Annotated in this window: 23 protein-coding genes; 15 read left to right on the top strand and 8 right to left on the bottom strand. The window is 58.7% G+C overall.

Annotated features, from left to right (window positions below; translation table 11 throughout):
• Positions 1–145 precede the first annotated feature (145 nt).
• The gene (locus tag TR36_RS11690; protein ID WP_045392303.1) at positions 146–1,066 is read left to right on the top strand and encodes a LysR family transcriptional regulator; all 921 of its coding nucleotides are present in this window, start codon (positions 146–148) and stop codon (positions 1,064–1,066) included.
• Here TR36_RS11690 and TR36_RS11685 read toward each other — a convergent pair.
• Entirely contained in the window at positions 1,048–1,704 is a 657-nt protein-coding gene (locus TR36_RS11685; protein ID WP_062763295.1) for an aspartate/glutamate racemase family protein, read from the bottom strand. The genes TR36_RS11690 and TR36_RS11685 overlap by 19 nt on opposite strands.
• A gap of 254 nt (positions 1,705–1,958) precedes the next feature.
• Here TR36_RS11685 and TR36_RS11680 point away from each other — a divergent pair, with 254 nt between their 5' ends.
• Entirely contained in the window at positions 1,959–4,418 is a 2,460-nt protein-coding gene (locus tag TR36_RS11680; protein WP_062763293.1) for a heavy metal translocating P-type ATPase, read from the top strand.
• 18 nt (positions 4,419–4,436) lie between these two features.
• A complete protein-coding gene (locus tag TR36_RS11675) occupies positions 4,437–4,838 on the top strand; it encodes a MerR family DNA-binding protein (protein WP_045392307.1) in 402 nt (133 codons plus the stop codon).
• Here TR36_RS11675 and TR36_RS11670 read toward each other — a convergent pair.
• Together TR36_RS11670 and TR36_RS11665 are read right to left on the bottom strand one after the other, a co-directional pair.
• A complete protein-coding gene (locus TR36_RS11670) occupies positions 4,835–5,539 on the bottom strand; it encodes a response regulator transcription factor (protein ID WP_045392309.1) in 705 nt (234 codons plus the stop codon). The genes TR36_RS11675 and TR36_RS11670 overlap by 4 nt on opposite strands.
• Positions 5,536–6,759 (bottom strand): ATP-binding protein, encoded by a 1,224-nt coding sequence (locus TR36_RS11665; protein WP_237763574.1) that lies wholly within the window; start codon positions 6,757–6,759, stop codon positions 5,536–5,538. The genes TR36_RS11670 and TR36_RS11665 overlap by 4 nt, the downstream gene beginning before the upstream one ends.
• Positions 6,760–6,969: 210 nt before the next feature.
• On the opposite strand from TR36_RS11665, the gene TR36_RS11660 reads away from it, so the two are divergent.
• The 11 genes from TR36_RS11660 (at position 6,970) to TR36_RS11610 (ending at position 19,131) form a co-directional block, all read left to right on the top strand.
• On the top strand, positions 6,970–7,980 hold the full coding sequence (locus TR36_RS11660) for an ABC transporter substrate-binding protein (protein WP_045392311.1): 1,011 nt from the start codon (positions 6,970–6,972) through the stop codon (positions 7,978–7,980).
• 5 nt (positions 7,981–7,985) lie between these two features.
• Positions 7,986–9,419: a sugar ABC transporter ATP-binding protein gene (locus TR36_RS11655; RefSeq protein ID WP_045392313.1), complete on the top strand. Its 1,434-nt coding sequence runs from the start codon at positions 7,986–7,988 to the stop codon at positions 9,417–9,419.
• Between the two features lie 4 nt (positions 9,420–9,423).
• Positions 9,424–11,292, top strand: a complete 1,869-nt coding sequence (locus TR36_RS16040) for an ABC transporter permease (protein WP_237763573.1) — start codon at positions 9,424–9,426, stop codon at positions 11,290–11,292.
• Positions 11,289–12,239 (top strand): SMP-30/gluconolactonase/LRE family protein, encoded by a 951-nt coding sequence (locus TR36_RS11645; protein WP_062763291.1) that lies wholly within the window; start codon positions 11,289–11,291, stop codon positions 12,237–12,239. The genes TR36_RS16040 and TR36_RS11645 overlap by 4 nt, the downstream gene beginning before the upstream one ends.
• A 77-nt stretch (positions 12,240–12,316) precedes the next feature.
• Positions 12,317–13,807, top strand: coding sequence for a UxaA family hydrolase (locus TR36_RS11640; RefSeq protein WP_062763288.1), 1,491 nt, complete (start codon positions 12,317–12,319; stop codon positions 13,805–13,807).
• Between the two features lie 67 nt (positions 13,808–13,874).
• A complete protein-coding gene (locus TR36_RS11635) occupies positions 13,875–14,786 on the top strand; it encodes a dihydrodipicolinate synthase family protein (protein ID WP_062763286.1) in 912 nt (303 codons plus the stop codon).
• 175 nt (positions 14,787–14,961) lie between these two features.
• Positions 14,962–15,720, top strand: a complete 759-nt coding sequence (locus tag TR36_RS11630; protein WP_062763284.1) for a DUF1028 domain-containing protein — start codon at positions 14,962–14,964, stop codon at positions 15,718–15,720.
• A 61-nt stretch (positions 15,721–15,781) separates the two neighbouring features.
• Positions 15,782–16,636, top strand: coding sequence for an amino acid ABC transporter permease (locus TR36_RS11625; RefSeq protein ID WP_153010548.1), 855 nt, complete (start codon positions 15,782–15,784; stop codon positions 16,634–16,636).
• Entirely contained in the window at positions 16,633–17,400 is a 768-nt protein-coding gene (locus TR36_RS11620) for an amino acid ABC transporter ATP-binding protein (RefSeq protein WP_045392322.1), read from the top strand. The genes TR36_RS11625 and TR36_RS11620 overlap by 4 nt, the downstream gene beginning before the upstream one ends.
• 50 nt (positions 17,401–17,450) lie before the next feature.
• Positions 17,451–18,263, top strand: a complete 813-nt coding sequence (locus tag TR36_RS11615; protein WP_062763278.1) for an ABC transporter substrate-binding protein — start codon at positions 17,451–17,453, stop codon at positions 18,261–18,263.
• Positions 18,250–19,131, top strand: a complete 882-nt coding sequence (locus TR36_RS11610) for a polysaccharide deacetylase (RefSeq protein WP_062763276.1) — start codon at positions 18,250–18,252, stop codon at positions 19,129–19,131. The genes TR36_RS11615 and TR36_RS11610 overlap by 14 nt, the downstream gene beginning before the upstream one ends.
• Positions 19,132–19,172: 41 nt before the next feature.
• On the opposite strand, the gene TR36_RS11605 is transcribed toward TR36_RS11610, so the two are convergent.
• Both TR36_RS11605 and TR36_RS11600 read right to left on the bottom strand, forming a co-directional pair.
• Positions 19,173–20,516: a hydantoinase/carbamoylase family amidase gene (locus TR36_RS11605; RefSeq protein WP_192841349.1), complete on the bottom strand. Its 1,344-nt coding sequence runs from the start codon at positions 20,514–20,516 to the stop codon at positions 19,173–19,175.
• Between the two features lie 144 nt (positions 20,517–20,660).
• Positions 20,661–21,092, bottom strand: a complete 432-nt coding sequence (locus tag TR36_RS11600) for a DUF1284 domain-containing protein (RefSeq protein WP_045392328.1) — start codon at positions 21,090–21,092, stop codon at positions 20,661–20,663.
• Between the two features lie 207 nt (positions 21,093–21,299).
• Here TR36_RS11600 and TR36_RS11595 point away from each other — a divergent pair, with 207 nt between their 5' ends.
• Positions 21,300–22,091: an NAD(P)-dependent oxidoreductase gene (locus TR36_RS11595; protein ID WP_045392330.1), complete on the top strand. Its 792-nt coding sequence runs from the start codon at positions 21,300–21,302 to the stop codon at positions 22,089–22,091.
• A gap of 57 nt (positions 22,092–22,148) precedes the next feature.
• Here the strand turns inward: TR36_RS11595 and TR36_RS11590 are convergent, their stop codons facing one another.
• The 3 genes from TR36_RS11590 to urtE form a co-directional block, all read right to left on the bottom strand.
• The gene (locus tag TR36_RS11590) at positions 22,149–23,012 is read right to left on the bottom strand and encodes an amidohydrolase family protein (protein ID WP_275477449.1); all 864 of its coding nucleotides are present in this window, start codon (positions 23,010–23,012) and stop codon (positions 22,149–22,151) included.
• Between the two features lie 148 nt (positions 23,013–23,160).
• The gene (gene kdgD, locus TR36_RS11585; RefSeq protein WP_045392333.1) at positions 23,161–24,078 is read right to left on the bottom strand and encodes a 5-dehydro-4-deoxyglucarate dehydratase; all 918 of its coding nucleotides are present in this window, start codon (positions 24,076–24,078) and stop codon (positions 23,161–23,163) included.
• 98 nt (positions 24,079–24,176) lie between these two features.
• Positions 24,177–24,884: an urea ABC transporter ATP-binding subunit UrtE gene (gene urtE / locus TR36_RS11580; RefSeq protein ID WP_062763274.1), complete on the bottom strand. Its 708-nt coding sequence runs from the start codon at positions 24,882–24,884 to the stop codon at positions 24,177–24,179.
• Positions 24,885–24,886: the final 2 nt, after the last annotated feature.

Genomic DNA, 24,886 nt, shown 5'->3' with positions numbered 1-24,886 from the left:
TAGAAGTGCCCGATTTCGCGCATTCCGGAACAATTATTGGACGTTTCCAGTCAATATCGGTCCGTCTGTCAGTCGTCAGTTCCCTATCCAATGACATTCCGTTTTTCATGAGACAATAATTCATATGAATATATGGAGGCGAACAATGAACCTGCGGCAGATCGAAGTGCTTCGGACCGTCATCAAGTGCAAAACGACGGTACAGGCAGGGCGTGAGCTGGGCATGTCGCAACCTGCCGTATCAAATGCGTTGAAGCATCTGGAATCTCAGCTCGGATTTCCCCTGTTCGAGCGTGTGAACAATCGTCTGTTCACAACAGAGCAGGCCCGCCAGCTTTATGCGGAAAGCGAACCTTTGTTTGAAAATTACAAGGTTTTCAGCGAACGGTTGGAGGATCTGAAGCTGGGCAGAAGCGAGAGCCTGCGGGCCTACTCCAGCCCTCCCTTGGGGCACTCCTTGATCCCTTTGGCGATGCAGCGCTTCTTTGGTCGTCACAAGGGGGTGCGCACCTTCTATGAAATCGCCACTTTCTCGCAGGTTCTGCAGAATGTGGATTCCGGCATGGCAGATCTCGGGTTTGTCGTGGGCGAGGTGGACGAAACCGCGTTCGAGGTCGAACAGTTATTCTCGCAGCCAATCGTCTGTGTCATGCCGCCCGACTCTCCGTTGGCTGAACTGGCGGTGGTGCGCCCTTGGGATCTTGTCGGCCAGCCGCTCATCTCTCTGGATCGCAACACGGGAATGGGAAAAACACTTCGTGCAGCGTTCCAGCAGGAAGGCGCACCGTTGGATTTCGTGGCCGAAACCCGATATTGCAATACGGCGTGCATTCTGGTGCAGAACAAGGTCGGCGTTGCGGTCGTGGATGCACTCAGCGCTGCCGCCGCCATGGGCGAAAGCCTTGTAGTCCGCCCGTTCGAACCTGCGCATATCCTGACCGCATCGGCCATCTATTCCAAACGCCGGATGCTGAGCAAACCCGCAACCGCGTTTCTGCGCGAGGTACGACGGTCAGCCCTGGATATGTCCGACCGCCTGTCCTTGGGTCAGGACAATGCCTGCTGAGACATAAGTGCGCCAAGCGCCAGTGTTGCGCCTGCCAGAACCGGGTCGATCACCGGGATACCCAATTCCTTTTCCAACGCGGCCCGGCGGGGGCCAAACCCCGCGCAACCCAGAACGATCGCCCCCGCGCCACGTGACGCCAATGCCCGCCCCGCAGTGATGGATTCTGCAAATGCCTCATCGCTGCGGCCCACATCCAAGGCGGAATAGCCTGACAAACCGATTTCGCCTGCGCAACGATCCACCAGGGCCAAGCGCTCTATCCGGGCCATATGTCGCGGCACGGCGCGTTCGGACAGCGCGATGATACCATACCTGTTTGCAAGCGACATCGCTGTCAGTATGCCAGATTCCTGAACGCCGAAAACAGGGCGTTTGGTTTCACGCCGGAGATAGTCCACCCCCGGATCCGAAAAACATGCCACAAGGATCGCGTCGGCATCGGACGTTGCAGCATCACGGCGGACATCCTCCCCTGCTCGGACGGCGTCCTCATCGGATGAAATGGTCAGCGGGCCGGTTCGGTTCGTTGCGCATTCGATGGTAAATCCCATGCGTGCCCATGGCAAAAGGGATCGTTCGATGCTGGCAGTCACTTCGGTATCGGAATTCGGATTGATGACCAGAAGCTTTGCCATGAACGGTGTCCTTTGATAACGGCGGCTGTTCGCAAACCATGCCTGATCCGTTTGCCGCATGCTAGCCGCTTCATGCCCCGCGTGACATGGCGTTGTTGTGATTGGTATATTTTCCGTGCATTGCGTGATCCGCCCCGTTTGCGTCCTATGGTCCTTCATGAAAACCTGTCTGATGGCACCCAAGGTCTTGACCCTCCACCAAGGGGAGGGTTTATCTCATGTGTCGATCAGATTTATCCATGAAAGGATCGACCATGAAACCCGCCAATGACATGCAGCACGATGCGGTATCGGGTCAGGTCATTCGTGACCCGGTCTGCGGAATGCTGGTCGAGCCTACGCCGGACACGCCGGTCGCAGAACATGACGGACATGAATATCATTTCTGTTCTGCCAGATGCCGGGACAAATTCATGGCCGACCCCGAGGCATATAGGACGGCCAGGGATCCGGTTTGCGGTATGACGGTTGAAAAGGCGGGTGCCGCCTATATGACCAAGCATGAGGGGACCCGATTCTATTTCTGCTCAGCAGGGTGCCAAACCAGGTTCGAAGCCGAACCGGGCAAATATCTGGGGGACCAGCCCGCGCCCGAGCCGATGCCCGAGGGGACGCAGTTCACCTGTCCCATGCATCCGGAAATCATCGAGGATCATCCCGCCGATTGTCCGATATGCGGCATGGCCCTGGAACCGATGACCCCGTCTGCTGACAGCGGACCGAACCCGGAATATGTCGATTTCAAAAGGCGGTTGTGGATTACAGCCCCTCTCGCACTTATCATTCTTGTATTGGAGATGGGCAGCCATATCGGCATTCCCTTTGCCGAATGGATCGGTGCGCGTGCGTTCGGTTGGGTGCAGTTCCTGCTTGCGACACCTGTCGTTTTTGTTTGCTGGCCCTTCTACAAACGCGGATGGGCGTCGATCAGGAACCGGTCGCCCAACATGTGGACGCTGATCGCTTTGGGAACAGGCGCAGCCTACGTTTTCTCCATAATTTCCCTGCTGGCGCCCGGCATTCTTCCAGCCCAGATGCTGGACACCGCAGGCGTTGCCCCTGTCTATTTCGAAGCGGCCTCGGTAATTCTTGTGCTGGTCCTCATGGGGCAGGTGATGGAGCTTGCTGCCCGTGAACGGACGGGGGACGCCATCCGGGCCCTGATGAACCTTGCACCCAAAACCGCACGTCGTGTCGTGGAGGGCCGGGATGAGGATGTGCCGCTGGAAGACCTGAAGGCCGGCGATATCCTGCGGGTCCGCCCGGGGGAAAGCGTTCCCGTGGACGGCACGGTCACGGATGGGCGGTCATCTGTCGATGAAAGCATGATTACCGGTGAACCCGTCCCTGTGGAAAAGGTGCAGGGCAATGACGTTACCGGCGGTACGTTGAACAAGACCGGCAGTTTTCTGATGCAGGCAACGGGCGTGGGGGACGATACCACGCTTAGCCGGATCGTGAATATGGTTGCCAAGGCACAACGCTCCCGCGCGCCCATTCAGGCAACTGCCGATCGGGTTGCCAAGTATTTCGTACCAGCCGTCATCGGCAGTGCCGTTCTGGCATTCATCGCATGGTGGATATTTGGCCCGTCGCCGGCCCTGTCCTATGCTTTTGTGGCTGCGGTGTCTGTGCTGATCATCGCCTGCCCCTGTGCCTTGGGCCTTGCTACCCCCATGTCGATCATGGTTGCAACGGGCCGGGGGGCCAATGCCGGTGTCCTGATCCGTGATGCCGAGGCCTTGGAGCGTTTTGCCAAGGTGAATGTGTTGATCGTTGATAAAACCGGTACCCTGACCGAGGGGAAGCCCGAACTGACCGATGTGGAACCTGTCGGAATGTCCGAAACCGATTTCCTGACGCTGGTTGCCGCGCTGGAGCGTGGCTCCGAACACCCCTTGGCAGAGGCAATTGTTTCCGGTGCAGACGAACGTGGCGCTGCACGTAAGGACAGCAGCGATTTTGAGGCCGTGACCGGCAAGGGTGTGACAGGCACCGTGGATAATCGGACAGTTGCTCTAGGGAACAGGGCCTTGATGACAGATCTGGGGATCGAGCCTGGGCCCATTACCGAACGCGCAGCAGAATTGCAGGCTTCGGGAAAAACCGCGATGTTCGTGGCGGTTGATGGTCAGAGCGCAGGCCTGATCGCGGTTGCGGACCGGATAAAAGAAACCACCTCGGAAGCAATCAATACGCTTCAGGGGCTTGGGATGCGGATCGTCATGGCGACCGGTGATGCCGAAGCTACGGCACAGGCGGTCGGTGCCGAACTCGGGATCAATGAGGTCCATGCAGGGACCTCGCCGGATGACAAGGGCGCATTGGTCCGGAAATTGAAAGCTGAGGGGCTGTCGGTGGCGATGGCTGGCGACGGTGTCAATGATGCACCTGCTTTGGCCGAGGCAGATGTCGGTATCGCAATGGGCACGGGGGCAGATGTGGCGGTCGAAAGTGCCGGTATTACGTTGGTAAAGGGGGACCTCGGGGGGATCGTCCGCGCCCGCCGGTTGTCCGAGGCCACGATGTGCAACATCCGCCTGAACCTGTTTTTTGCCTTCATCTACAATTCAGCAGGCGTTCCGATTGCCGCTGGTGTGCTTTATCCGTTTCTCGGTGTGCTTCTGTCGCCGATTGTTGCGGCCGCTGCCATGAGCCTGTCGTCCATTTCGGTGATCGTCAACGCGCTGCGCCTGCGTTCGGCAAAGCTATGATGATGTAGGAGGACGCCAATGAATATCGGCGCAGCCGCGCGGGCAACGGGCCTGCCGGTCAAAACCATCCGTTATTATGAAGAGATCGGCCTTATACAGGCCGATCGCTCGGATAACGGATACCGGACATTCGGCAACAGGCAGATCGGGCAACTGCGCTTTCTGGCGCAGGCACGTCACTTCGGCTTTGGTCTGGAGGAATGCCGGAACCTGTTGCAGCTCGATGCAGATCCCGATCGTGCCAGCCGGGATGTACGCGCACTCGCCTTGCGAAATCTGGACAGCGTCCGCGCCAAGATCGTTCAGTTGCGTGCGTTGGAGGCGCAATTGGAAACGCTGCTGGACGAATGCCCGGGGAATGATGCCCCGGAATGTGCCATTCTCCATAATCTTTCAGGGGGGCGGGCCCAGGGCGGCTAACTGGTCTTGCGCCGGTTCTCATAATCCATTTCGGCGCTTTCAAGCACCTGCAGGTTCAACACCTTGTTCCTGAGCGCGCAGTTCAATGCACGGACCCGCTTGTTCAGGGGCGGGCCATCTTCCTCGCCAATCCCCAATTTGTCATAGAGCGACAGGAGCCGGTTCTGCACAGTGCGGAGCGAGAGGTTCTGTCGTTTGGCAATGGTCTTGTCTTGCAGGCCAAGTGCAAGATCCAGCAGGATCGCATATTCGCTTTCTTCCAGCACACTTCCTCTGCGGTTCTGCCGTCCCAATTGGTCCAGCTCGCGCCCGACCATGATCTGCCCTTCAAGCAAAACTGCGCGCAGGGCCAGCTTCAGTCTGCTGCTGCTTGCGGTTTTCAACACGTATCCATAGGCGCTGTTCGGCGGCACGATGCGGGAGATACCTCGCAGATATGCCTCATCGGCATAGTTGGACCAGAACAGGATGCGGGTTTCCGGTTTGCGCGACCAGATCGTTCGGGCAGCATCGATCCCGTTCCGAAGATCCATCTGAAGATCCATCACGATCCCTTCGAATGAACCGGCAAGGGCCTCTGCCTCCCCATCCAGACCGTTGATCGCATGCATCGTCTCGGTCACTTCCGGAAGCTCCTCGGAAATGGCGTCCAGAATGTAGCGGGCGTGATATTGGTCGTCCTCGACCACCAGAACTTTCATATTGTCTCCGGTTGGATGCTCAATTTTCGAACCCCTTTCAGGGGCAGGGTCACGGATACGCATGTTCCCTGATGCTCGAATATCTCGAACTGGGCATCGATCAACCTTGCGCGGGTTCGCATGTGTTCCAACCCGGATGGGACGCGGTCGGGCTGGTGTTTGAACCCTGATCCATTGTCACGGATCGTCAGGCACAGATGATTTCCGGTATCCAGCTCGATCTGCACCTCGATGCGGGTTGCCCCGGCATGGCGTGCGGCATTGTTTATCGCCTCTTGCGCGATCCTGTACATGGCAGTGCGGGTTGTGCTGTCCAGCCGGTCCATGCTGTTATCGGTCCTGTCGGCTACTTCGGTCATGATCCCGGCAGAACCTGCAGCCCGCTCCAGATGCATACGTACGGCATGGGCAAAGCCGAACAGTTCCAGAAGTGTCGGCACCGCCGTGTCTATGATCTGCCGCAGATCATCGATGCACATGCCGATCCGTGCGGCCAGAAGCGATGTCCGGCGCAGCGGCGCGTCACCGGACAGATCTCGTAGAATGCGCGTCAGATCAGCCAGCGTCTGGTCATGCAGATCCATGCCGATCCGTTGCCTTTCCCGTTCCAATGCCTGTGTCAGCTCCAATGCGCCCTGCCTTAGACCCTCTTCGCGGGCTTTGGCCTGCACGCTCAGATGGGTCGCGCGGTGCATGCGCTCGGCGCTGTGCAGGGCGTTGAAATACGGCGTCAAAACTGCTGCAAGCTGGCGTGTCACCTCGGTACTGTTTTCGGCATAAAGCCCCTCGATGTTATGCGAGATGTTCAGCGACCCGATGATCTGGCCCATCGCCTTCATCACGACGCTTACCCGCGATCGTAGCTGATGCTCGAGGATCGGTTCATATCTTGCGCCAACGAAGATGTACCGCGGATCTTCCATCGCATTGCCGGTGATCATCACATCGGTCGTTCCGGTCAGGATGTCCCTGACCGGAGAGCAACGGATCTGGGTCCGTTTTCTCGACCAGCGCGTCTTTATTCCCAGCTCGTAGGTTGTGGCCCAATTCGGGCTATCTATCAGGCAGATGTCGATATGCGTGGACGGGATCAGTTCCGCGATCTCGTGCGATACCGCATTCAGCGCTGACTGGATCTCGGTCTCGGCTGCCAGATGCTCGCAAATTCGGACCAGAACATCGCGCGTAACGGATGCCGGCCTGTGGTCGATGTCGTTCACGATGGCCCTCCACTGCCCTCATGTCAAACCGTACCGCCGATTGCGGCATCTGTGAATGGGGCGACCCGCCACAACGTTGCGGGTTCCCGCAATACTTTTGCGGACAGCACGCTTTACAGAGGCCTATGCAGTTTCCACAGTTATCAGGCTGCCGCTTTTATTGGCGCAGAAACGGGGAGGACGCCCAAAAGGGTGCCCAAAGGGGGAAATATGAAAAAGACGGTCATGCTGCTTACGGCGGCAACATTGGGTCTGTCCGCCGGAATGGCCATTGCGGATACTGCGGATAAACGCATTGCCCTCAGCAATAATTACGCGGGCAATTCGTGGCGCCAGGCCATGCTGAAGACATTCGAGGAAACGGCGGATCAGGCGGTGGCAGACGGCGTCGTTGCGGCGGCCGATGCCTATACGACGTCGGAGAACCAGACGACAGAGCAGGCGGCCCAGATTCAGAACATGATCCTGCAGGGGTATGACGCGATCCTGCTGAACGCCGCCTCGCCGACTGCGTTGAACGGCGCCGTCAGGGAGGCCTGCAATGCCGGTGTGCTTGTCGTCAGCTTTGACAGCGTGGTGACAGAGCCATGCGCCTATCGTATCTCGGTCGATTTCGAGGAGGTGGGCCGCCAGCAGATTGAATACCTGAATTCCCGGCTGCCCGAAGGCGGAAACTTGCTGGAGATACGGGGCCTGGCCGGTGTGTCCACCGACAGTGCAATCAGCAAGGGGATCCACGAAGGTATTGAAGCGCATCCCCAGTTCAAGATTGCCGGATCCGTCCACGGAGATTGGGCACAGGAAGTCGCACAAAAGGCCGTATCCGGTATCCTGCCGTCCTTGCCCGAAGTGGTCGGTGTCGTGACGCAGGGCGGTGACGGGTACGGTGCGGCACAGGCGTTTGCCGCCGCAGGTCGCGAGGCGCCGCTGATCATAATGGGCAATCGTCAGGATGAACTTGCATGGTGGGCAGAGCAGCGCGAAGCGAACGGGTATGAGACGCTGTCGTTATCCATCGCCCCCGGCGTGGCCTCGCTCGCATTCTGGGTAGCTCAGCAGATTCTGGATGGTGCTGATGTGCCGAAGGATCTGACCGTCCCCTTCCTGAAGGTGACCAACGATACGTTGGATGAATATCTGGAATCGACACCTGTGGGATCGGTTGCCAACCAGGCCTACACCGTGGATGACGCCAAAGCCGTTATTGCCGAGGCGCAGTAGGCCTCATGGAACGCTTAGTCCCTGACAACGCTCCGATTGTGGCCCTGACCGATGTGGAAAAACGTTTCGGATCGGTCAGGGCACTGAACGGGGTCAGCCTGTCTGTCGCAGCCGGAGAATGTATTGGCCTGGTGGGCCATAACGGTGCCGGCAAATCGACGCTTGTGAACATGATCAACGGCTTCCTGTCCCCCTCGGGGGGGCAGGTGGCTTATCCCGATGCACAGGGAAAAGGGGCGCTCGCCGCCGGCGTCCGTTCCGTATTCCAGGAACTGTCGCTCTGCCCCAACCTCACCGTTGCCGAAAACCTCCGTATCTCGCATTCCGAACTACGCGGGTTCGGCTGGCGCAATAGGGCCAAAGTAGAGATCAAGGCGGCACTGGACGCCGTATTCCCCGGGCATCGGATTACACCTGATGACGAGGTGGACCAACTGGGCATTGCCGAGCGCCAGATGGTGGAAATCGCCATCGGGTTTGCCCCGCGCGGTTCCAAAGCGCGCCTTGTCATTCTGGATGAGCCGACCTCCTCGCTGGATGCCGGTATTGCCGAGCAGCTTCTGGATTATGTCCGTGCTTTCTGCGCGAATGGTGGGGCCGTGGTATTCATCAGCCATATGCTGGGCGAGATATTTTCCGTCGCCTCGCGCATCATCGTCATGAGCGACGGGCGTGTGGTGGGGGACAGACCGGCGACCGGTTACACCCGTCAGGGTCTGGTCGAGGCGATGGGCCATGTCGCCACAGAGCGCGCGGCGGATGTGGACAGGAAACGCAAAATTTCCCAAGAGGAAATCCTGCGTACCCCGCAGGGGCTTTCTGCCCGGAAAGGTGAGATTGTTGGCCTGTCCGGGTTGGCAGGTCACGGTCAGGCCGAAGCTTTGGCTGATCTTTATCTCGACTCTACCTCGGCATGGCGGGCGGCTGGGTCGAATGCCGCGATGGCCTTTGTCGCGGGTGATCGCGGAAGAGATGGGGTTCTGCCGTTGTGGTCGATCCTGCGCAATGCCTCCATCAGCATTCTGGGTCAGGGCCGCTTTTTTCTGGATCAGAAGGCCGAGCGGGATCTGGCAGAAATCTGGCGCAAGAAAATCGGGATCCGCACCGGTAATCTGGATCACCCTATCCTTTCGCTTTCGGGGGGCAACCAGCAGAAGGTGCTGTTTGCCCGGGCCTTCGCCTCAAACGCATCGGTGGTGATCATGGATGATCCGATGCGGGGCGTGGACGTCGGCACCAAGCAGGACGTCTACGCCATGATCCGGGCAGAGGCTGCAGAGGGGCGCACCTTTCTGTGGTATTCTACCGAAACCGAAGAGGTCTGCGAATGTGACCGTGTCTTCGTTTATCGCAACGGCGTCATTTCCGCGGAACTGACCGGCGATGACATCACCGAAGACCGCATTCTGGAAGCTTCGTTTGAAATGCAGGAGGCGTGACGACATGCCTACAAGATATAGAATTGTACTTCCAATCCTCTCGCTTGCCGTATTGCTGATCGCGACGTTCTGGATGCAGCCGCGCACCATGAGCTATTTCGGGGTGAACCTGCTGTTTAATCTGGCGGTTCCGATCGCCCTCGCCACGGTCGCCCAGATGATGATCATTATGGTTAACGATATTGATTTGGGAATGGGGGCATTCGTCAGCCTCGTTGCCTGTGTCACGGCGACGTTCCTTCAAGACACACCGATCGTGGGTGTATCCATCCTGATGGCGCTGATCCTGACCTATGCAGCCATGGGGGCGCTGATCCATAAACTGGATCTGCCGGCCATCGTGGTCACATTGGGCATGTCCTTTGTTTGGGGCGGAATGGCATTGTATATTCTGCCAGCCCCGGGCGGAACATCTCCGGAATGGCTTCGCACTATCATGACGATAAAACCACCCTACGTACCGATGGCTGTCGTGGCCGCCGGGCTGATTTCGGGCATTACCCATTTTGTCATCATGCGGTCCAGTGTCGGGACACTGCTGCGAGGGATAGGGGGAAACGGGCGTTCCGTGGCGCGCGCCGGTTGGTCGGTCATCGGGCTGAAGTCCCTGGCCTACGGCATGGCAGGACTGTTTGCCGTGCTGGCCGGAATGGCGCTGGTGGGGCTGACCACGGCGGCAGACGCGAATATCGCGTTGCGCTACACATTGCTGAGCATTGCCGGTGTCATTCTCGGGGGGGGNAGAGTTTACGGGTGGCAAGGTTTCCCCAACGGGGGCGGTCATCGGTGCGCTGACGCTGACGCTTGCATCCTCCTTTCTCAACTTCATGCGTTTGAACCCGGATTGGCAGATCGGGGCGCAGGGCGCGATCCTGATCCTCGTGCTGACAGCACGGTTGATTTTCACCCGGCGGGAGGCACGGACATGAGGGCCGTCATCGGACGTATTTCCAGGCCATGGATTTGGTCATGGCTGGCCGCAGTCATTGTATTCCTCATGACCGTGATATTGACCGAAGGGCGTGGCGCGGGGGAGTTGGCCTATGCCGCGCTGACCTTCGGCACCTTCGCTGCAATTGTCGGACTGGGCCAGATGCTGGTTATCACCTTGGGGCCCGGCAATGTCGATCTGTCCATTCCGGCCGCAATGGCATTGGCGGCCACCGTCAGCCTGAAGGTCATGAACAGCGAAGCCAATTCGGCAATGATAGGGCTTTTGGTGGCGCTGCTGGTAGGTCTGGGTATCGGGGTTGCGAACCTTGCGCTGATCTATCTTCTTCGGCTTCCACCGATCATCGCCACACTTGCCGCATCGCTGGTATATCAATCGGTTGCCATCTGGTCCAACCGTGGCTTGCGGATCAAGCCGCCCGCCGAGCTGGCCGATTTTGCAACCGGTCGCGTTATGGGAATTCCGAATATTGCGGTTGTAGGCCTGATCCTGTCCATTCTCGTATGGGTGGTGCTTGAACGGACACTTTGGGGACGCTGGTTGCTGGCGACCGGCCAGAACCGCCGTGCCGCACGTCTCGCCGGCGTACCTGTAGAGGCTGTACGGGCGGGGGCCTATCTTACGGTATCCCTTCTGGCCGCCGTTGCCGGATACCTGCTGGCAAGCTTTTCCGGTGGTGCGGCGCTGAACATGGGGGCCGAATACCTGCTGTTCTCTATTGCTGTCGTAGTGATCGGCGGCACCTCCATTGCGGGCGGACTGTCGAATGTCCCGGGCATCTGGGGCGCATCGCTGTTCATGTTTCTGGTCGTCTCCATGCTGAATTCCTACGGCGCCGCTGCCGGGCTGCGGTTGATCCTGACAGGGCTGATCATCATCGGCATCGTTATTGCCGCAAGCACGCGGAGGACGCGCCTATGACGATTTACCCCCCCCACCTGCAGATCATCGACCCGCGATTCCGCGAGCTGGTGCATGGCATGTCACAGCTGGAACGTATCGCCACCGGCTTTACATGGACCGAGGGGCCAGTCTGGTTCGGTGATCATGGATGTCTGCTGTTTTCGGATATCCCGTCCGAGCGGCTTATGCGCTGGTCCGAACATGACGGCGTTTCCGTGTTCCGACGTGCAACGAAGTTCAACAATGGTAACAGCCGGGATCTGCACGGCCGGCTGATCGGTTGCCGGCACGGCACACGCGATGTGGTCCGCACCGAGGCGGATGGATCGTTGACGGTATTGACCGCAGAGTTCGAGGGAAAACGACTCAATTCCCCCAATGATCTGGTGATGGCATCCGATGGGGCATTGTGGTTCACCGACCCAACCTATGGCATCATTTCCAACTTCGAAGGATGGCGGGCGGTGCCGGAGCAGGCGACGCGAAACGTCTATCGCCTTGGCCCCGATGGGCAGATGCAGGCGATGATCCGGGATTTCATCCAGCCGAACGGATTGGCCTTTTCACCCGACGAGAAGCGGCTGTACGTGGCCGAGAGCAGCAAAAGCCATGATCTGTCCGTCCCCCCTGTGATCCGCATGTTCGATGTGGAACCCGGTGCGGTGCACGATCGGGGAATTTTCTGCACGCTGGACAACGGCTTTCCTGACGGATTGCGCGTCGATATTGCCGGTAATGTCTGGACCTCGGCTGGCGACGGCGTGCACTGCTTTGCCCCGGACGGGACCTTGCTGGGAAAAATCCTGGTGCCCGAGCAGGTGGCGAACCTGTGCTTCGGCGGGGCAGACGGCCATCGGCTGTTCATCACCGCCACGACCTCGGTATATTCGATCTTTGTCGATACCGTCGGGGCCGAGCATTGGACCCGTCGCAGCCGCGATCCCGGTGCTGTTTGTGCCGCATGACCATTCGCGGATGGCGGCAAAGTGCCGCCCCGCCTGCAACCCATTCAAGTATCCTACGTGCGGAGCATTGCCACGCCATGTCCACTGTTCGACTATCCCGTTCCGATAACGTCGTCACTGCAATCCGGCTGCTGGCAGCCGGAGAGGAAGGGGCCGTTCAACCCATTCCGACAGGCCACAAGATGGCGACGGTCGATATTTCCGAAGGCGCCGCTGTGGTGAAATATGCGCAGGTAATCGGTTATGCTGCGGTGCCAATTTCCAAGGGGCAGCACGTTCACACGCATAATCTCGAATTCCGCAACGTCTCGCACGAATACGAATTTGCCACGAACCTGCAGCTTCCGGCGGCACCGAAAACCCAGGACAGCTTTATGGGATATCGCAGGGCCACGGGTGGTGTCGGCACCCGTAATTATATCGCGATCCTGACATCGGTGAACTGTTCGGCCACCGCAGCCCGCATGATCGCCAGCCATTTCACACCCGAACGTCTGGCTGCCTATCCGAATGTGGACGGGGTGGTGGCCTTCGTACATGGAACGGGATGCGCCATGGGGGGCGACGGCACGGGATTTCAGTTTCTGCAGCGCGTATTGTGGGGCTATGCACGCAATCCGAATGTCGGGGGCGTTGTGATGGCGGGCCTTGGCTGTGAAATGATGCAGATCGATTGGCTGATAGAGGCATATGGCCTGAACCCGGGCCCGCTGTTCCAATCCATGAATATCCAGGATGTCGGCGGTTTGGCGGCATCCGTGGCCATCGGTATCCGGACCGTTGAAGAGATGCTGCCCGTGGTGAATATGGCGCAGCGCGAGCCTTGCCCGGTGTCGGATCTGATGGTCGCCCTGCAATGTGGCGGCTCTGACGCATGGTCGGGCATCACGGCCAACCCCGCGTTGGGATACGCCTGTGATCTGCTGGTTGCGCAAGGTGGAACGGGCGTTCTGGCAGAAACGCCGGAAATATACGGTGCCGAACATCTACTGACGGCCCGCGCGATGGACGAGAATGTCGGACGCAAGCTGATCGGCCTGATAGACTGGTGGCAGGACTATACCGCCCGCAATAGGGGAAATCTGGATAACAACCCCAGTCCTGGGAACAAGGCGGGTGGCCTGACGACCATTCTGGAAAAATCCTTGGGGGCGGCGGCCAAAGGTGGCACAAGTCCGCTGACCGGCGTTTACAATTATGCGGAGACGGTGACGGCCAAAGGCTTCACCTTCATGGACAGCCCCGGCTATGATCCGGCGTCGGTGACGGGCCAGATCGCAGGCGGCTGTAACCTTGTCTGCTTCACCACCGGGCGTGGGTCTGCCTTTGGCTCCAAACCGGCGCCTACGCTGAAAATTGCCTCGAACTCGGCCATGTATCACAAGCAGACGGCAGATATGGATGTGAACGCGGGTCGCATCCTGACGGAAGGTGCAAGTGTCGAGGAGGTCGGCCACGAGATCTATGACCACTGGCTTCGGATGGCGTCTGGCGGCAAGAGCAAATCCGAAATGCAGGGCTTGGGTGATTACGAATTTGTGCCGTGGCTGGTCGGGGCCGTGATGTAGGGCGCGGTGATCGCCTCGCCAATTTCGAATGCATGAAATACACAGCAGAACAGGATCGGATCTAAGAATGACGAAATACACAGGCATATGGCCCGTTGCGCCCACCCCGTTCCACGAAGATGGGACATTGGACAGAGAGGGGATGAAGCGCGTATTGGATTGTCTGATCGATCAGGGTGCGGATGGTATCTGTATATTGGCGAATTTCTCGGAGCAGTTTCTGCTTTCAGATGCAGAGCGCGAGGTTCTGACACGCCTTTGCCTCGAGCATGTGGCCGGACGTGTCCCGATGATTGTGACCATCAGCCATTATGCCACGCAGATCGCCGTGGAACGCGCGCGGTTTGCCAAGGATCATGGTGCGGATATCGTCATGATGATGCCACCCTATCACGGGGCGTTGCTGAAGGGCACGCCGGAGCAGAGCTTTGAGCAGTTCGCCGCGGTGGGGAAGGTGGGCATTCCCATCATGGTACAGGATGCGCCCCTGTCCGGTGTTGATCTGCCGGTTTCCCTGCTGGTGCGAATGGCCAAGGAGATCGAGGCTGTAAAGCTGTTCAAGATCGAATGCCCGCGTGCAGCCAACAAGATCCGGGCGTTGATTGCCGAAGGGGGGGATGCGATCGAGGGTCCGTTCGACGGTGAGGAGGGTATCACCCTGCTGGCGGATCTTGATGCCGGTGCCACGGGCGCGATGACCAGCGGTATGATCGTGGACCAGATAAAGCCGGTCCTGACCCACCATCGTGCCGGCCGCATCGATGAGGCAACCGCCGCCTATGGCCGCGTTGCGATGGCGATCAATCATGAAAACCGGCAGTGTGGCTGGCAATCCTGCAAGGCGGCGATGGTCGAAGGCGGTGTCATCACGTCCGAGTTCTGTCGTCATCCTATCGCGCCTCTTCATCCAGCCATCCGTGCTCGGATGATCGATCTGCTGCGGCCCCTAGACCCGATCGTTCTGTCGTGGGGAAAATAGCGGTAGTGACAGCCCTGTCATAGGCGCCATGCTGTTGGACGGGCGGGCACCTTCGGGTGCCATGCCCGCTTATCCCTTGAGGGTATAAGCCTGCGTTATTGAAGCTGAACTCTTTTAATTTTCATGCCCGACACCGTCGTGATTGTCTGGGGTGACTGTTGGAACGGGGCCTTCAATGACATTTTCGATCATCGCGCGTTGTGCAGACACGGGGGCATTCGGTGCAGCCATCACAACGTCCGACCTTGCTGTCGGATCGCGCTGCATTCGTCTTTGTCATGGAAAGGGCGCGTTCCTGTCCCAGCACCGGACGGACAGCCGGTTGGGTGATCTGGGCATTGCCCGACTGGCGGGTGGACAGGATGCGCAGGCAGCAATGGCCGCGGTTGTGCAGTCCAGCACCGATATCGAATGGCGTCAGCTGGGCGCGCTGGATTCCGCAGGCGGGTTCGATGTCTATCACGGCAAGCGGATGTATTCGATTTTCACCCACTCTCGTGGCGATGATTGCCTTGCGCTTGGCAATATTCTGGCGAATGAAGGTGTGACGGATGCAATGGCCGCGGTCTTTGCGAAATCAACCGGTCTTCCTTTTGCCGAACGGCTGGTACGCGCGCTGGAGGCGGGCGAACAGGCCGGTGGTGAGATCCTTGGCCCATTGCGGTCCGCAGCGCTCCGGGTGACGGGCGAAGAGGGGATCGACGCCTATGATCTGCGCGTGGATATTTCCGACAATGCGGTCGCCGATCTGCGCGGGCTGTTCGAAGCCTATGGCGATCGTCAGGATGCATTGCGCCGCGTTGCGCTGAACCCTGATGCGGTGCCGGTGCAGAAGCGGCTGTTCGAGGCAAGTCTGGCCCGTATCAGGGAGCGTGCTCTGACAGATCGTTTTCCATCTGCCAGACACCCCGACGATTGGGACGTGACGGCATGACCGCCAGCATGCCCCAGACACTTCGCCCCGAAATCTATTCCCCGAACGCTGGAGCGGAATGATGCCCCCAAGAAAACTCGCTCCCGGCTTTGCCGATACCCGGGGTATGCCGATTGCACGACGGCTGTATTGGGGCCGTTGGCTGGCCGCCGCGTTGATCGTCGTCCTAATATTTCTGCTGTTGCGCGCATTTGCCCAAGGCCAGATCGAATGGGCGGTGGTCGCACAGTTCTTTACCGCGCCGGCCATTTTGAAGGGGATCGTGAATACTGTGATCATGGCGGTTCTTGCCATGACGCTTGGGATCATTCTTGGTGTGATCGTGGCGGTGATGCGCCTTTCTTCGAACCCCGTTCTGGTCAGCGTGGCCGCAGGCTATACTTGGCTGTTCCGCGGGACACCGTTGATCCTGCAACTGCTGCTTTGGTTCAATATCGCGCTGGTGTTCCCGGTCATCGGTTTTCCGGGCATTTGGTCGGGCCGGGCAGTGGATGTGATGACGCCCTTTGTTGCGGCGCTACTGGGCCTTGCGCTGAACCAGGGCGCCTATACCTCCGAAGTCATTCGCGCGGGAATCATATCGGTCGATGAGGGGCAGCATGATGCAGCCCGCGCCATCGGGATGAGCAAGATACACGCCCTGCGCCGGATCGTGCTGCCCCAAGCGATGAAGGTGGTTCTGCCCCCCCTCGGAAATGAATTCATCTCCATGATCAAGACCACATCCCTGGCCAGCGTGATCCAGTACCCCGAGGTTCTGCATAGTGCCGAGAACATCTACTACGCCAATTCACGGGTGATCGAGCTGCTGTTCGTTGCCGGCCTTTGGTACCTGATCGTCGTATCGATCCTGACACCGCTGCAAATGCTTCTGGAACGCCGCTTTTCACGTGGCACTGCACGGAGAACGAAATGACGAAACCCATGGTCGCGTTCCGGAATGTGGACAAGACGTTCGGATCCTACAAGGCGCTGGATGCCGTATCGCTGGATGTGATGCCGGGTGAGGTTCTGTGCCTGATCGGGGCCTCCGGTTCTGGCAAGACGACCCTTCTCCGCTCGGTCAACCAGCTTCATCCCATTGACGAAGGGGCTATCTGGCTGGATGGAGAGCTGCTTGGCAAACGGCAGGAGGGGCAGCATCTGCATCTGCTGACCGATCGGGAAATTGCGCGGCAGCGGCTGGCAACGGGCATGGTGTTCCAGCGGTTCAACCTGTTCCCGCATATGACAGCCTTGGAAAACATTACCGAAGGCCCCGTTCAGGTGCAGCGCCGTCGCGCGGCCGAGGTACGTGATGAAGCCATGGCCCTGCTGGAGCGGGTCGGGCTGAGCGATAAGGCCGGTAATTTCCCGTCCGAACTTTCGGGTGGGCAGCAACAGCGCGTGGCAATTGCCCGCGCGCTTGCGATGAAGCCCAAACTGATGCTGTTCGATGAACCCACATCGGCCCTGGATCCTGAACTGGTGGGCGAAGTGCTGTCGGTAATGAAGGGGCTGGCGAGCTCGGGAATGACGATGATGGTCGTCACCCACGAACTGGGCTTCGCCCGCGAGGTTGCCGATACCGTGGTGTACATGGATGCGGGGCGCATCGTGGAATACGGCCCGCCGGATCAGGTGCTGTCCCACCCGCGCGAAGAGCGGACCAAAGCCTTCATCTCGAAAGTGATTGCCTGAAAAACCGCAGGGTGGATCAACCGCGCTGCAACCAACACGGAGAACCGACCATGAAAATCTGCCTTGCCATGATCCTGCTGGGGGCCAGTGCCGTTTCCTCTGCCGCCGCCACTTTGCCGCCGGCGGTTGCCGAAAGCGGTGTGCTGCGCATTGCCAATACGCCCAATTATCCGCCGCTGGAATTCAAGGACCCTGCGACAAATGTCCTGATGGGGTTCGATATCGATCTCGGGGCCGCCATTGCAGCCAAGCTGGGTGCCGAGATCTCATGGGAGGAAACCGCGTTCAGTGCCATGCTGTCGGCCTTGGAAACAGGCCGTGTCGATATGATCATGTCGGGGATGAGCGATCTGCCCGACCGCCATGCATCGGCCACATTCGTGGATTATCTGCGCAGCGGCCCGCAGTTTTTTGTGCGTGAGGAAGACGCGGCGACCTTTTCCACCGTTGCGGACGTGTGTGGCAAGCGTGTGGGCGCCAGCCGCCGGACTTCCTATCCAGCCGAGATCGACAAGTGGAGCACAGAGAACTGCGGCGATAATCCTGTCGAATTCGTCGGCACCGACGGCTCGGCCGATGCACGATCGCAGCTGCGCCAAGGGCGCATCGATGTGGCCGTACAGGGCAACGAAACGCTGCCCTATGTCATGGATCAGGACCCCGGCATCTATCATCCAGTGGGTGAGCCTATCAGCTATCAGTTGATCGGGATGGCTTTCCCTGTGGATCAGTCTGATTTCCACGCCGATGTCGTAGACGCGCTGGACGGGCTTATTGCCGATGGCACCTATGGTGACCTGCTGGAGAAATGGAACCTGGTTGGCAGCGGTGTGGAAAAGGCCACGATCAATGGCGTCGACTGATCCATTTGACACGCTGCCGCGCCGTCCGGCGAACTTGGCCCCTCCGGCACCGGAATATCCGTGGCCGGAGGGGTATTCATCCGCCATGTTCCTTTCCTTTGATGTGGATGCGGAGTCCGTCTGGACGGCCAAGGACCCCGCCCATTTCGACCGACTGGTGACGATGAGCTATGGCGGATACGAGGCGCGTGTCGGCACGCCGAGAATTCTGGAGATGCTGGCGCGGCTGGAGCTGAAAGCCACGTTCTTTATCACGGGCTGGACACTGGATGCCCATCCCGCCATGTGCGAAGCGATCCTGAAGGCCGGGCATGAAATCGGTCATCACGGATATCACCACCTGATGCCCGATCCCGGCAGTGACCGTCTGATCGAGGAAGTCGATGACGGGTTCGAGGCACTGAAGCGGAGACTCGGTGTTGTTCCAAAGGGATACCGTGCGCCCTCGGGGGAGTTCTGCGAAACGCTGCGCAAGATGCTTACCGAACGGGGTATCGTTTATACCTCGTCATTCCGCGATGACGTGCGCCCCTATCGTCATTTGCTGGAGGGAGGGCAACCGGGGCCGATCGAACTCCCCCCGACCGCCAGTTACGATGACTGGATGCTTGGTCTATCGGCACGGTTCAGCCCGCGCCCGATCTTTCCGGCCGAACATGTGATGTCGATCTGGAAAGACGAATTGGACGAAACACGTGATTGGGGTGCGATGGTGACGACGGTGCTGCATCCCCAATGTTCGGGGCGCCCCATGCGGCTTCGGCTGTTGCGCGATTTTCTGACTTACGCCCAGTCCTGCAAGGATGTCTGGATCGCTACGGGTGAGGAGATTGCAGCGAACTTCCGGCGCCACGAAGCCAAAGGCTGATTATTGCCCTGCGCCATTCTGCAATGGCGTGGGGTATTTCTTCACTGGCAGTAGCGGTCGTAAAGATAGGCCGTCAAAACCGCGGAGCCGTCCAGAAAATCGTCTATCTCCATGGCTTCGTTCGGATGATGGCTGCCATTCTCGTTCCGTACGAAAATCATTCCCATGGGCACCCCGGCCGCCGCAAATGCAGCCGCATCATGCGAAGCAGGAGAGCCCATTTCCATGAAATCAATTCCCAGATCACGCGCTGCGGTAGCAAACCCTGTGCGGATTGCCAAATCCGCCTTGCCGACAGGGGCACTTTTGCGTTCGCCCAGATCGATACTGACATTTCGGTCAGCTTCTATACGCGTAATGATGGCATGGAATTCCCGCTCCACCATGTCCAGGTGGACTGCATCATAAGCCCGGACATCCAGGGAAAAGTGGAATAGCCCCGGCACTGTCGTCAGCCCATGATATGCATCATCCGTATGGAAACGGCCAAAGGTCACCGCCATGGGGTTGCCCGCTGCTTCCTGCTTTGACCATAGGGTATCCATAGCCATGGCCAGATCGGCAGCAGCAAGGGCGGCATCCGTGCGAAAGCGGCGCGGGGTCCCGACATGTCCATGCACACCCTTAATCCGGGCGTCCGGATAGCGGAAATTCCCCGGAATGGCCGTGCATATGCCGACGGGTTTCGCGTCTTCCACCAGGGAAGGGGCCTGCTCGATATGCAGTTCGATATAAGCGGCCAAGCCTGCCGGGTCCAAAGGGCGTGCCCCGTTTCGCAGCGCATCCACATCGCAGCCCGACGCGCGCATATGATCGGCCAATGTCCGGCCCGTATCGATCCTGCGCGCGGCATCATAGGTATCGTGCGGCAGGGTTCCCAGTGCGGCGCGTGATCCGATATAGGACGTCTGGAACCATACACTTTCCTCGGCCCGTATGCCCATGGCACAGAGAGAGACATGCGGTTCGGCACCCAATCTGCGCAGAACCCGCATCGCGATCAACCCGGCCAAAGGCCCCGCGGCGCCATCGAAATTGCCGCCCCGGGGAACGCTGTCCAGATGCGATCCCACTACGACGGTTTTCCGCCCGGGTCCGGTTTCCCATCGGGCATAGGTATTCCCCGCAATATCGACACGCAGATCGAACCCGCACTCCTGCGCGATATCTGCCATGATGCGATGGGCCGCATCCTCTCCGGGACCGTAAGTATCACGCGTGATCCCACCTGCGGGATCGGTACTTATTGCGGTAAGCCGATCAAAATAGGCGGTGGCAAAGGCATATTCGTTCTGCACAGCCTCGCGAATGGCAGAGGGCCGTTGGTCTAGCTTGTCGGAGGTCATTGTCCGGTTCTTTATCTGTCGCCAAGGCGGTAGGTTCATCGCGATGATCCGGGGCGGATCGGCTCGGGTCCAGTCTTGCCGCCGGAGAGGTATGCGGGCAATCCCGCAAGCTATTGCGATTATCTGGCGCGTATAGTGTTGGCGAATAGAGCGCATGCGGCCTCTGCTGGAGGCCACGCCTTGCTAGATCGCTGCCGGTGCTATGCGGACATTGTCATAGGCATGGTCGGCAATGGATGTGCACAAATCTGACCATTCGCAGCCCGCGCAGGCAGGGCGGAGTGTGCCTTCATGAAATGCCGATCGCAGCATGCGAACCATATCCGGGGTGTTCGCAATTCTGCTTCCGATTGTAACCGTCATTCCGAGCAACCGGCCCACATCCCGCGCGGCCTGCGCATCCCGCACCCGTACCGAGGCGCCAGTGCAATGGGCATTCCTGCTGCCCAGCAGTGGCGCACAGATATCATCCGGACCATCTACAATGGCGATATCCTCACCCGCTGTCAGCCGGCTGGCGATACGGTCATAGTTCTCCACGAATGCGGGGCTGTATCCTTTTCCCACGTAGGTCAGAAAACACAGAAGGTGATGTGGGCGCAGCTTTACGGTCATCGGCTCTGGATCCTGCGGGCAAGGGTCGGTGAAGGTATGCCCCTTTGAACATGATGCCTAGCTGAAATGCGCTGCCATGCAATGCAGTGTCGGCATGTATGCCCCGGGTTCATCATTCTGAAAATCGGCAGGCATATTAGGTCAGACAAGCTGGACGAATTTTTCTGATGTTGTATGATCATACATTGATATTGGGAGGGAACTACCTTGAAACGCTTACTTATTACGGGTGCTGCCGGTGGCCTTGGCCGCGTGATGCGCGACCAGCTTGCGCCTATGGCCGAAATCCTGCGTCTATCGGACATTTCCGATATGGGAGAGGCCCGTCCGAATGAAGAAATCGTGCAATGCGATCTGGGCGACGAAGCAGCCGTTGCAAGCTTGGTCGAGGGATGCGATGCCATTCTTCACCTTGGTGGCGTTTCTGTGGAGCAGGCGTTCGAGCCTATCCTGAACGCGAACATCCGCGGTGTGTATAACCTTTATGAAGCAGCGCGTGCCCATGGCCACCCGCGGATCATTTTTGCCTCATCCAACCACACCATCGGTTTTTACAAGCAGGACCAGAAGTTGACGCCGGATATGCCGATGCAGCCGGATGGCTTGTATGGCGTTTCGAAATGCTTTGGTGAGGCGATGGCCAGCCTGTATTTCAATAAATTCGGGCAGGAAACCGCGATCATCCGCATCGGTTCCTGTTTTGAGGAGCCGTTGAACCACCGTATGCTATCCACCTGGATGTCGGCCGCAGACTTTACCGATCTCATCGGTCGCTGCTTTACGGTGCCGCGTCTGGGATGTCCGATCATTTGGGGCGTGTCGGACAATGATACGGTTTGGTGGGATAACTCCGCCGCCCGTTATCTTGGCTGGCGACCAAAGGATAATTCAGAAAAATTCCGCGCCATGCTTGATGCGCGTGAGGCTGTTCCGGACAAGGACCACCCGCTTTCGGTCTATCAGGGCGGGATCTATACCCAAGACCCGATCATGAAATAATGGAATGACAAAAGCCGCCGGATTTACCGGCGGCTTTTCAATGCAACTGGTTGCGGTTCACATGGGCGGAAAGCCGAACAGAGCCTCGGGTGTCTCAACCAGCACTTTGTGACGCGCCTCATCTGACGGCAGCCAAGACAGAACCGTGTCGGTCAGGGCGCGATCATCCGGATAATCCTCGGTGGTTTTCGCGCCGTTGTGCGGCCAGTTGGTGCCCCAGATGATGCGTTCTGGTGCGTGTGCCGCCATATCGCGGGCAATCTTGCCGATGTCTTCGAAATTGGGCGCACCCGACAAGCTGGATTCGTAGCAGCCGCAGAATTTGAGCCAGCAATTTCCGCCATCAATCAGGCGTTTCATTGCGGCGACATCAGCCTCGGTCGCACCGGCAAAGAATTTGCCATGGTGGTCAAGAACCCAGCGGCTTTTCATCTTGGCAAGACGCGGCTCCAGATCGCAGATCCTGTTGCCATCAAATTGCACGACCGATACCCAATTTGCATCTGCCGCACGGCTGTCAACGGCCTCCAGTTCGTCCATGCCAACGGCACCGCCCGGCAGGTCCATCAGACGGGTGCCGACAACGCCCGCATCGGCAAGGCGGGCAATTTCTGCCTCGGATGTGGTGGAATTGATAACGGCCACACCGCGTGCGATATCCCCCATTTCCGCCAGCGCCGCCAGCACGTTGGAATTATCGGCCTGATGGGCGTTGCCTTGGGTGATCACCACGCGGTCGATGCCCAGCCATTCCATCACCTTGCGATATTCATCAGGGCCCGGCAAATCGCCAGCGGGCAGGGGTGGGCCGCCCGCAATTGCGGGAAAGCCGGCCAGATACATATGCATATGCGAGTCGATCGTACCCTTTGGCAGCTTGGTCGCGGGCTTTTCCCCGGTAAACGTGCGGATCATGGTCATCTGTTTTCCTCCATGGCAAATTCATTCAACGCTGCGCGGACAATGTCCACCCCATGGCCCGCAATCTCGGCTACTAGTCTGCACCAAAAGGCATCTGGTCAAGAGGGCGCTGCTGCAAAACAGCGGTTTGGCAGTGTTTCCCCCGAAGTTATGCGGAGTGATGGCGGTGATAGGGTGCGATCAGAACCTCCAGCATCCGCTCCTCCTCTGCCTCAAGATCGGTCAGCGGGCTGCGGACGGGACCCGCAGCAAACCCCTGAAGACGAACACCAGCTTTGATCGCGGAAACCGCGTAACCCTTTTTCCGATTGCGGATCGCCATGAAGGGATAGAAGAAATCTTTTAGAAGCCGCTCACATGTTGCCCTGTCCCCACTGCGCAGCGCGGTGTAGAACTCCACCGCCAGCTGGGGAACAAAGTTGAATACGGCCGACGAATAGGTGGTGAAACCCGCCCCCAGATATGCCTCTGCGAACAGTTCGGCCGTGGGCATCCCTCCCAGATAGGTTAGGCGATCACCCATTTTCGCGGTGATTTCGCGGACGAGGCCGATATCCCCCGTGCCATCCTTGAAACCGATCAGGTTCGGGCAATCATCGCACAGACGTGCTAAGGTATCCGCCTGCAATACGGCATTGTCCCTGTTATAGACCATCACCCCCATATCGGTTGCATCGCAAACCACTTTGACATGGGCGTATAGCCCGTCCTGTGGCGCATCGATCAGATAATGTGGAAGCAGCAGGATGCCCGCAGCGCCTGCATTTTCAACCGAACGGGCAATTTCCACTGCCATCTCGGTGCCATATCCGCAGCCGGACACGATGGCAGTGTCGCCTGCCGCTTCGGTGGCGGCACGTACGATTATCGGAACTTCGCTAGGACTGAGAGAGAAGAATTCGCCGGTTCCACCTGCGGCAAACAGCACTGGCGCATCGTATCCGGATAGCCACTCTACATGGGATTGGTAGCTTTGCGGTGCAAACCGCCCCTCGGCGTCAAAGTGCGTGACCGGAAAGGATAACAGCCCGGATCCGAGTGTTTCTTTCAGGCTATGAGGGTCCATCGCGGCAATCCTTGTTCAGTGTGATTGCCGCGAGCTAATCAATACATAATATGAAAGTCAATAGTTGTCGTATGAGTTGGTGATATCTGCTGTCGGTATCAGGCCACGGTATGGCCCGCCAGCCGTGCATGCAGATCCTCACGCTTCAACCCCGCCTTCGGCCCTTGCATAACGGCCCGCCCACGCTCCAGAACCAGAAAACTATCCCCCAGATCCCAGGCGAAATCGAAAAACTGCTCTACCAGTACAATCGCCATCTCACCTTGATCGCGCAGATCGGCGATGACCCGCCCGATCTGCGCAATGATATTGGGCTGGATACCTTCGGTGGGTTCGTCCAGCAGCAGGATGCGCGGTTTGGTAATCAGCGCCCGTGCAATCGCAAGCTGTTGCTGTTGACCGCCCGATAGATCGCCCCCACGCCGGTGTGCCATTTCCGCCAGAACGGGAAAGCTGTCAAAGATCGCATCGGGAATACGGCGTTCGGCGCGCGGAAGGCAGGCGAAACCCGTTTCCATGTTTTCCCGGACTGTCAGCATCGGGAAAATTGCCCTCCCCTGCGGGACATAGCCGATGCCTGCCTGCGCCATGGACTGCGCATTGATCCGCCCCAATTCCCGGCCATCCAATGTGACCGTGCCGCCAGATCGTGGGTGCCGCCCGGCGAGGAGGTTCATCAACGAGGTTTTTCCCACCCCGTTATTGCCCATCACGCAGGTAACGGTGCCAGCGGTGGCAGTAATGTCGATCCCGTGAAGAATTTGGCTTTGTCCGTAGTGCAGCGTCAGGTTCTTTGCGTCCAGCATGG

Origin of the sequence: Falsirhodobacter sp. alg1, from assembly GCF_000739715.2 — a bacterium.
Classification (GTDB): Bacteria; Pseudomonadota; Alphaproteobacteria; order Rhodobacterales; family Rhodobacteraceae; genus Falsirhodobacter.
This window is presented reverse-complemented; position numbering and strand designations above follow the sequence as displayed.

Bases quoted from the DNA above. Each gene is read 5' to 3' on its own strand.
- TR36_RS11690 (WP_045392303.1), top strand. From the start codon at position 146: ATGAACCTGCGGCAGATCGAAGTGCTTCGGACCGTCATCAAGTGCAAA.
- TR36_RS11685 (WP_062763295.1), bottom strand. From the start codon at position 1,704: ATGGCAAAGCTTCTGGTCATCAATCCGAATTCCGATACCGAAGTGACT.
- TR36_RS11680 (WP_062763293.1), top strand. From the start codon at position 1,959: ATGAAACCCGCCAATGACATGCAGCACGATGCGGTATCGGGTCAGGTC.
- TR36_RS11675 (WP_045392307.1), top strand. From the start codon at position 4,437: ATGAATATCGGCGCAGCCGCGCGGGCAACGGGCCTGCCGGTCAAAACC.
- TR36_RS11670 (WP_045392309.1), bottom strand. From the start codon at position 5,539: ATGAAAGTTCTGGTGGTCGAGGACGACCAATATCACGCCCGCTACATT.
- TR36_RS11660 (WP_045392311.1), top strand. From the start codon at position 6,970: ATGAAAAAGACGGTCATGCTGCTTACGGCGGCAACATTGGGTCTGTCC.
- TR36_RS11655 (WP_045392313.1), top strand. From the start codon at position 7,986: ATGGAACGCTTAGTCCCTGACAACGCTCCGATTGTGGCCCTGACCGAT.
- TR36_RS11645 (WP_062763291.1), top strand. From the start codon at position 11,289: ATGACGATTTACCCCCCCCACCTGCAGATCATCGACCCGCGATTCCGC.
- TR36_RS11640 (WP_062763288.1), top strand. From the start codon at position 12,317: ATGTCCACTGTTCGACTATCCCGTTCCGATAACGTCGTCACTGCAATC.
- TR36_RS11635 (WP_062763286.1), top strand. From the start codon at position 13,875: ATGACGAAATACACAGGCATATGGCCCGTTGCGCCCACCCCGTTCCAC.
- TR36_RS11630 (WP_062763284.1), top strand. From the start codon at position 14,962: ATGACATTTTCGATCATCGCGCGTTGTGCAGACACGGGGGCATTCGGT.
- TR36_RS11625 (WP_153010548.1), top strand. From the start codon at position 15,782: ATGCCCCCAAGAAAACTCGCTCCCGGCTTTGCCGATACCCGGGGTATG.
- TR36_RS11620 (WP_045392322.1), top strand. From the start codon at position 16,633: ATGACGAAACCCATGGTCGCGTTCCGGAATGTGGACAAGACGTTCGGA.
- TR36_RS11615 (WP_062763278.1), top strand. From the start codon at position 17,451: ATGAAAATCTGCCTTGCCATGATCCTGCTGGGGGCCAGTGCCGTTTCC.
- TR36_RS11610 (WP_062763276.1), top strand. From the start codon at position 18,250: ATGGCGTCGACTGATCCATTTGACACGCTGCCGCGCCGTCCGGCGAAC.
- TR36_RS11605 (WP_192841349.1), bottom strand. From the start codon at position 20,516: ATGAACCTACCGCCTTGGCGACAGATAAAGAACCGGACAATGACCTCC.
- TR36_RS11600 (WP_045392328.1), bottom strand. From the start codon at position 21,092: ATGACCGTAAAGCTGCGCCCACATCACCTTCTGTGTTTTCTGACCTAC.
- TR36_RS11590 (WP_275477449.1), bottom strand. From the start codon at position 23,012: ATGACCATGATCCGCACGTTTACCGGGGAAAAGCCCGCGACCAAGCTG.
- kdgD (WP_045392333.1), bottom strand. From the start codon at position 24,078: ATGGACCCTCATAGCCTGAAAGAAACACTCGGATCCGGGCTGTTATCC.
- urtE (WP_062763274.1), bottom strand. From the start codon at position 24,884: ATGCTGGACGCAAAGAACCTGACGCTGCACTACGGACAAAGCCAAATT.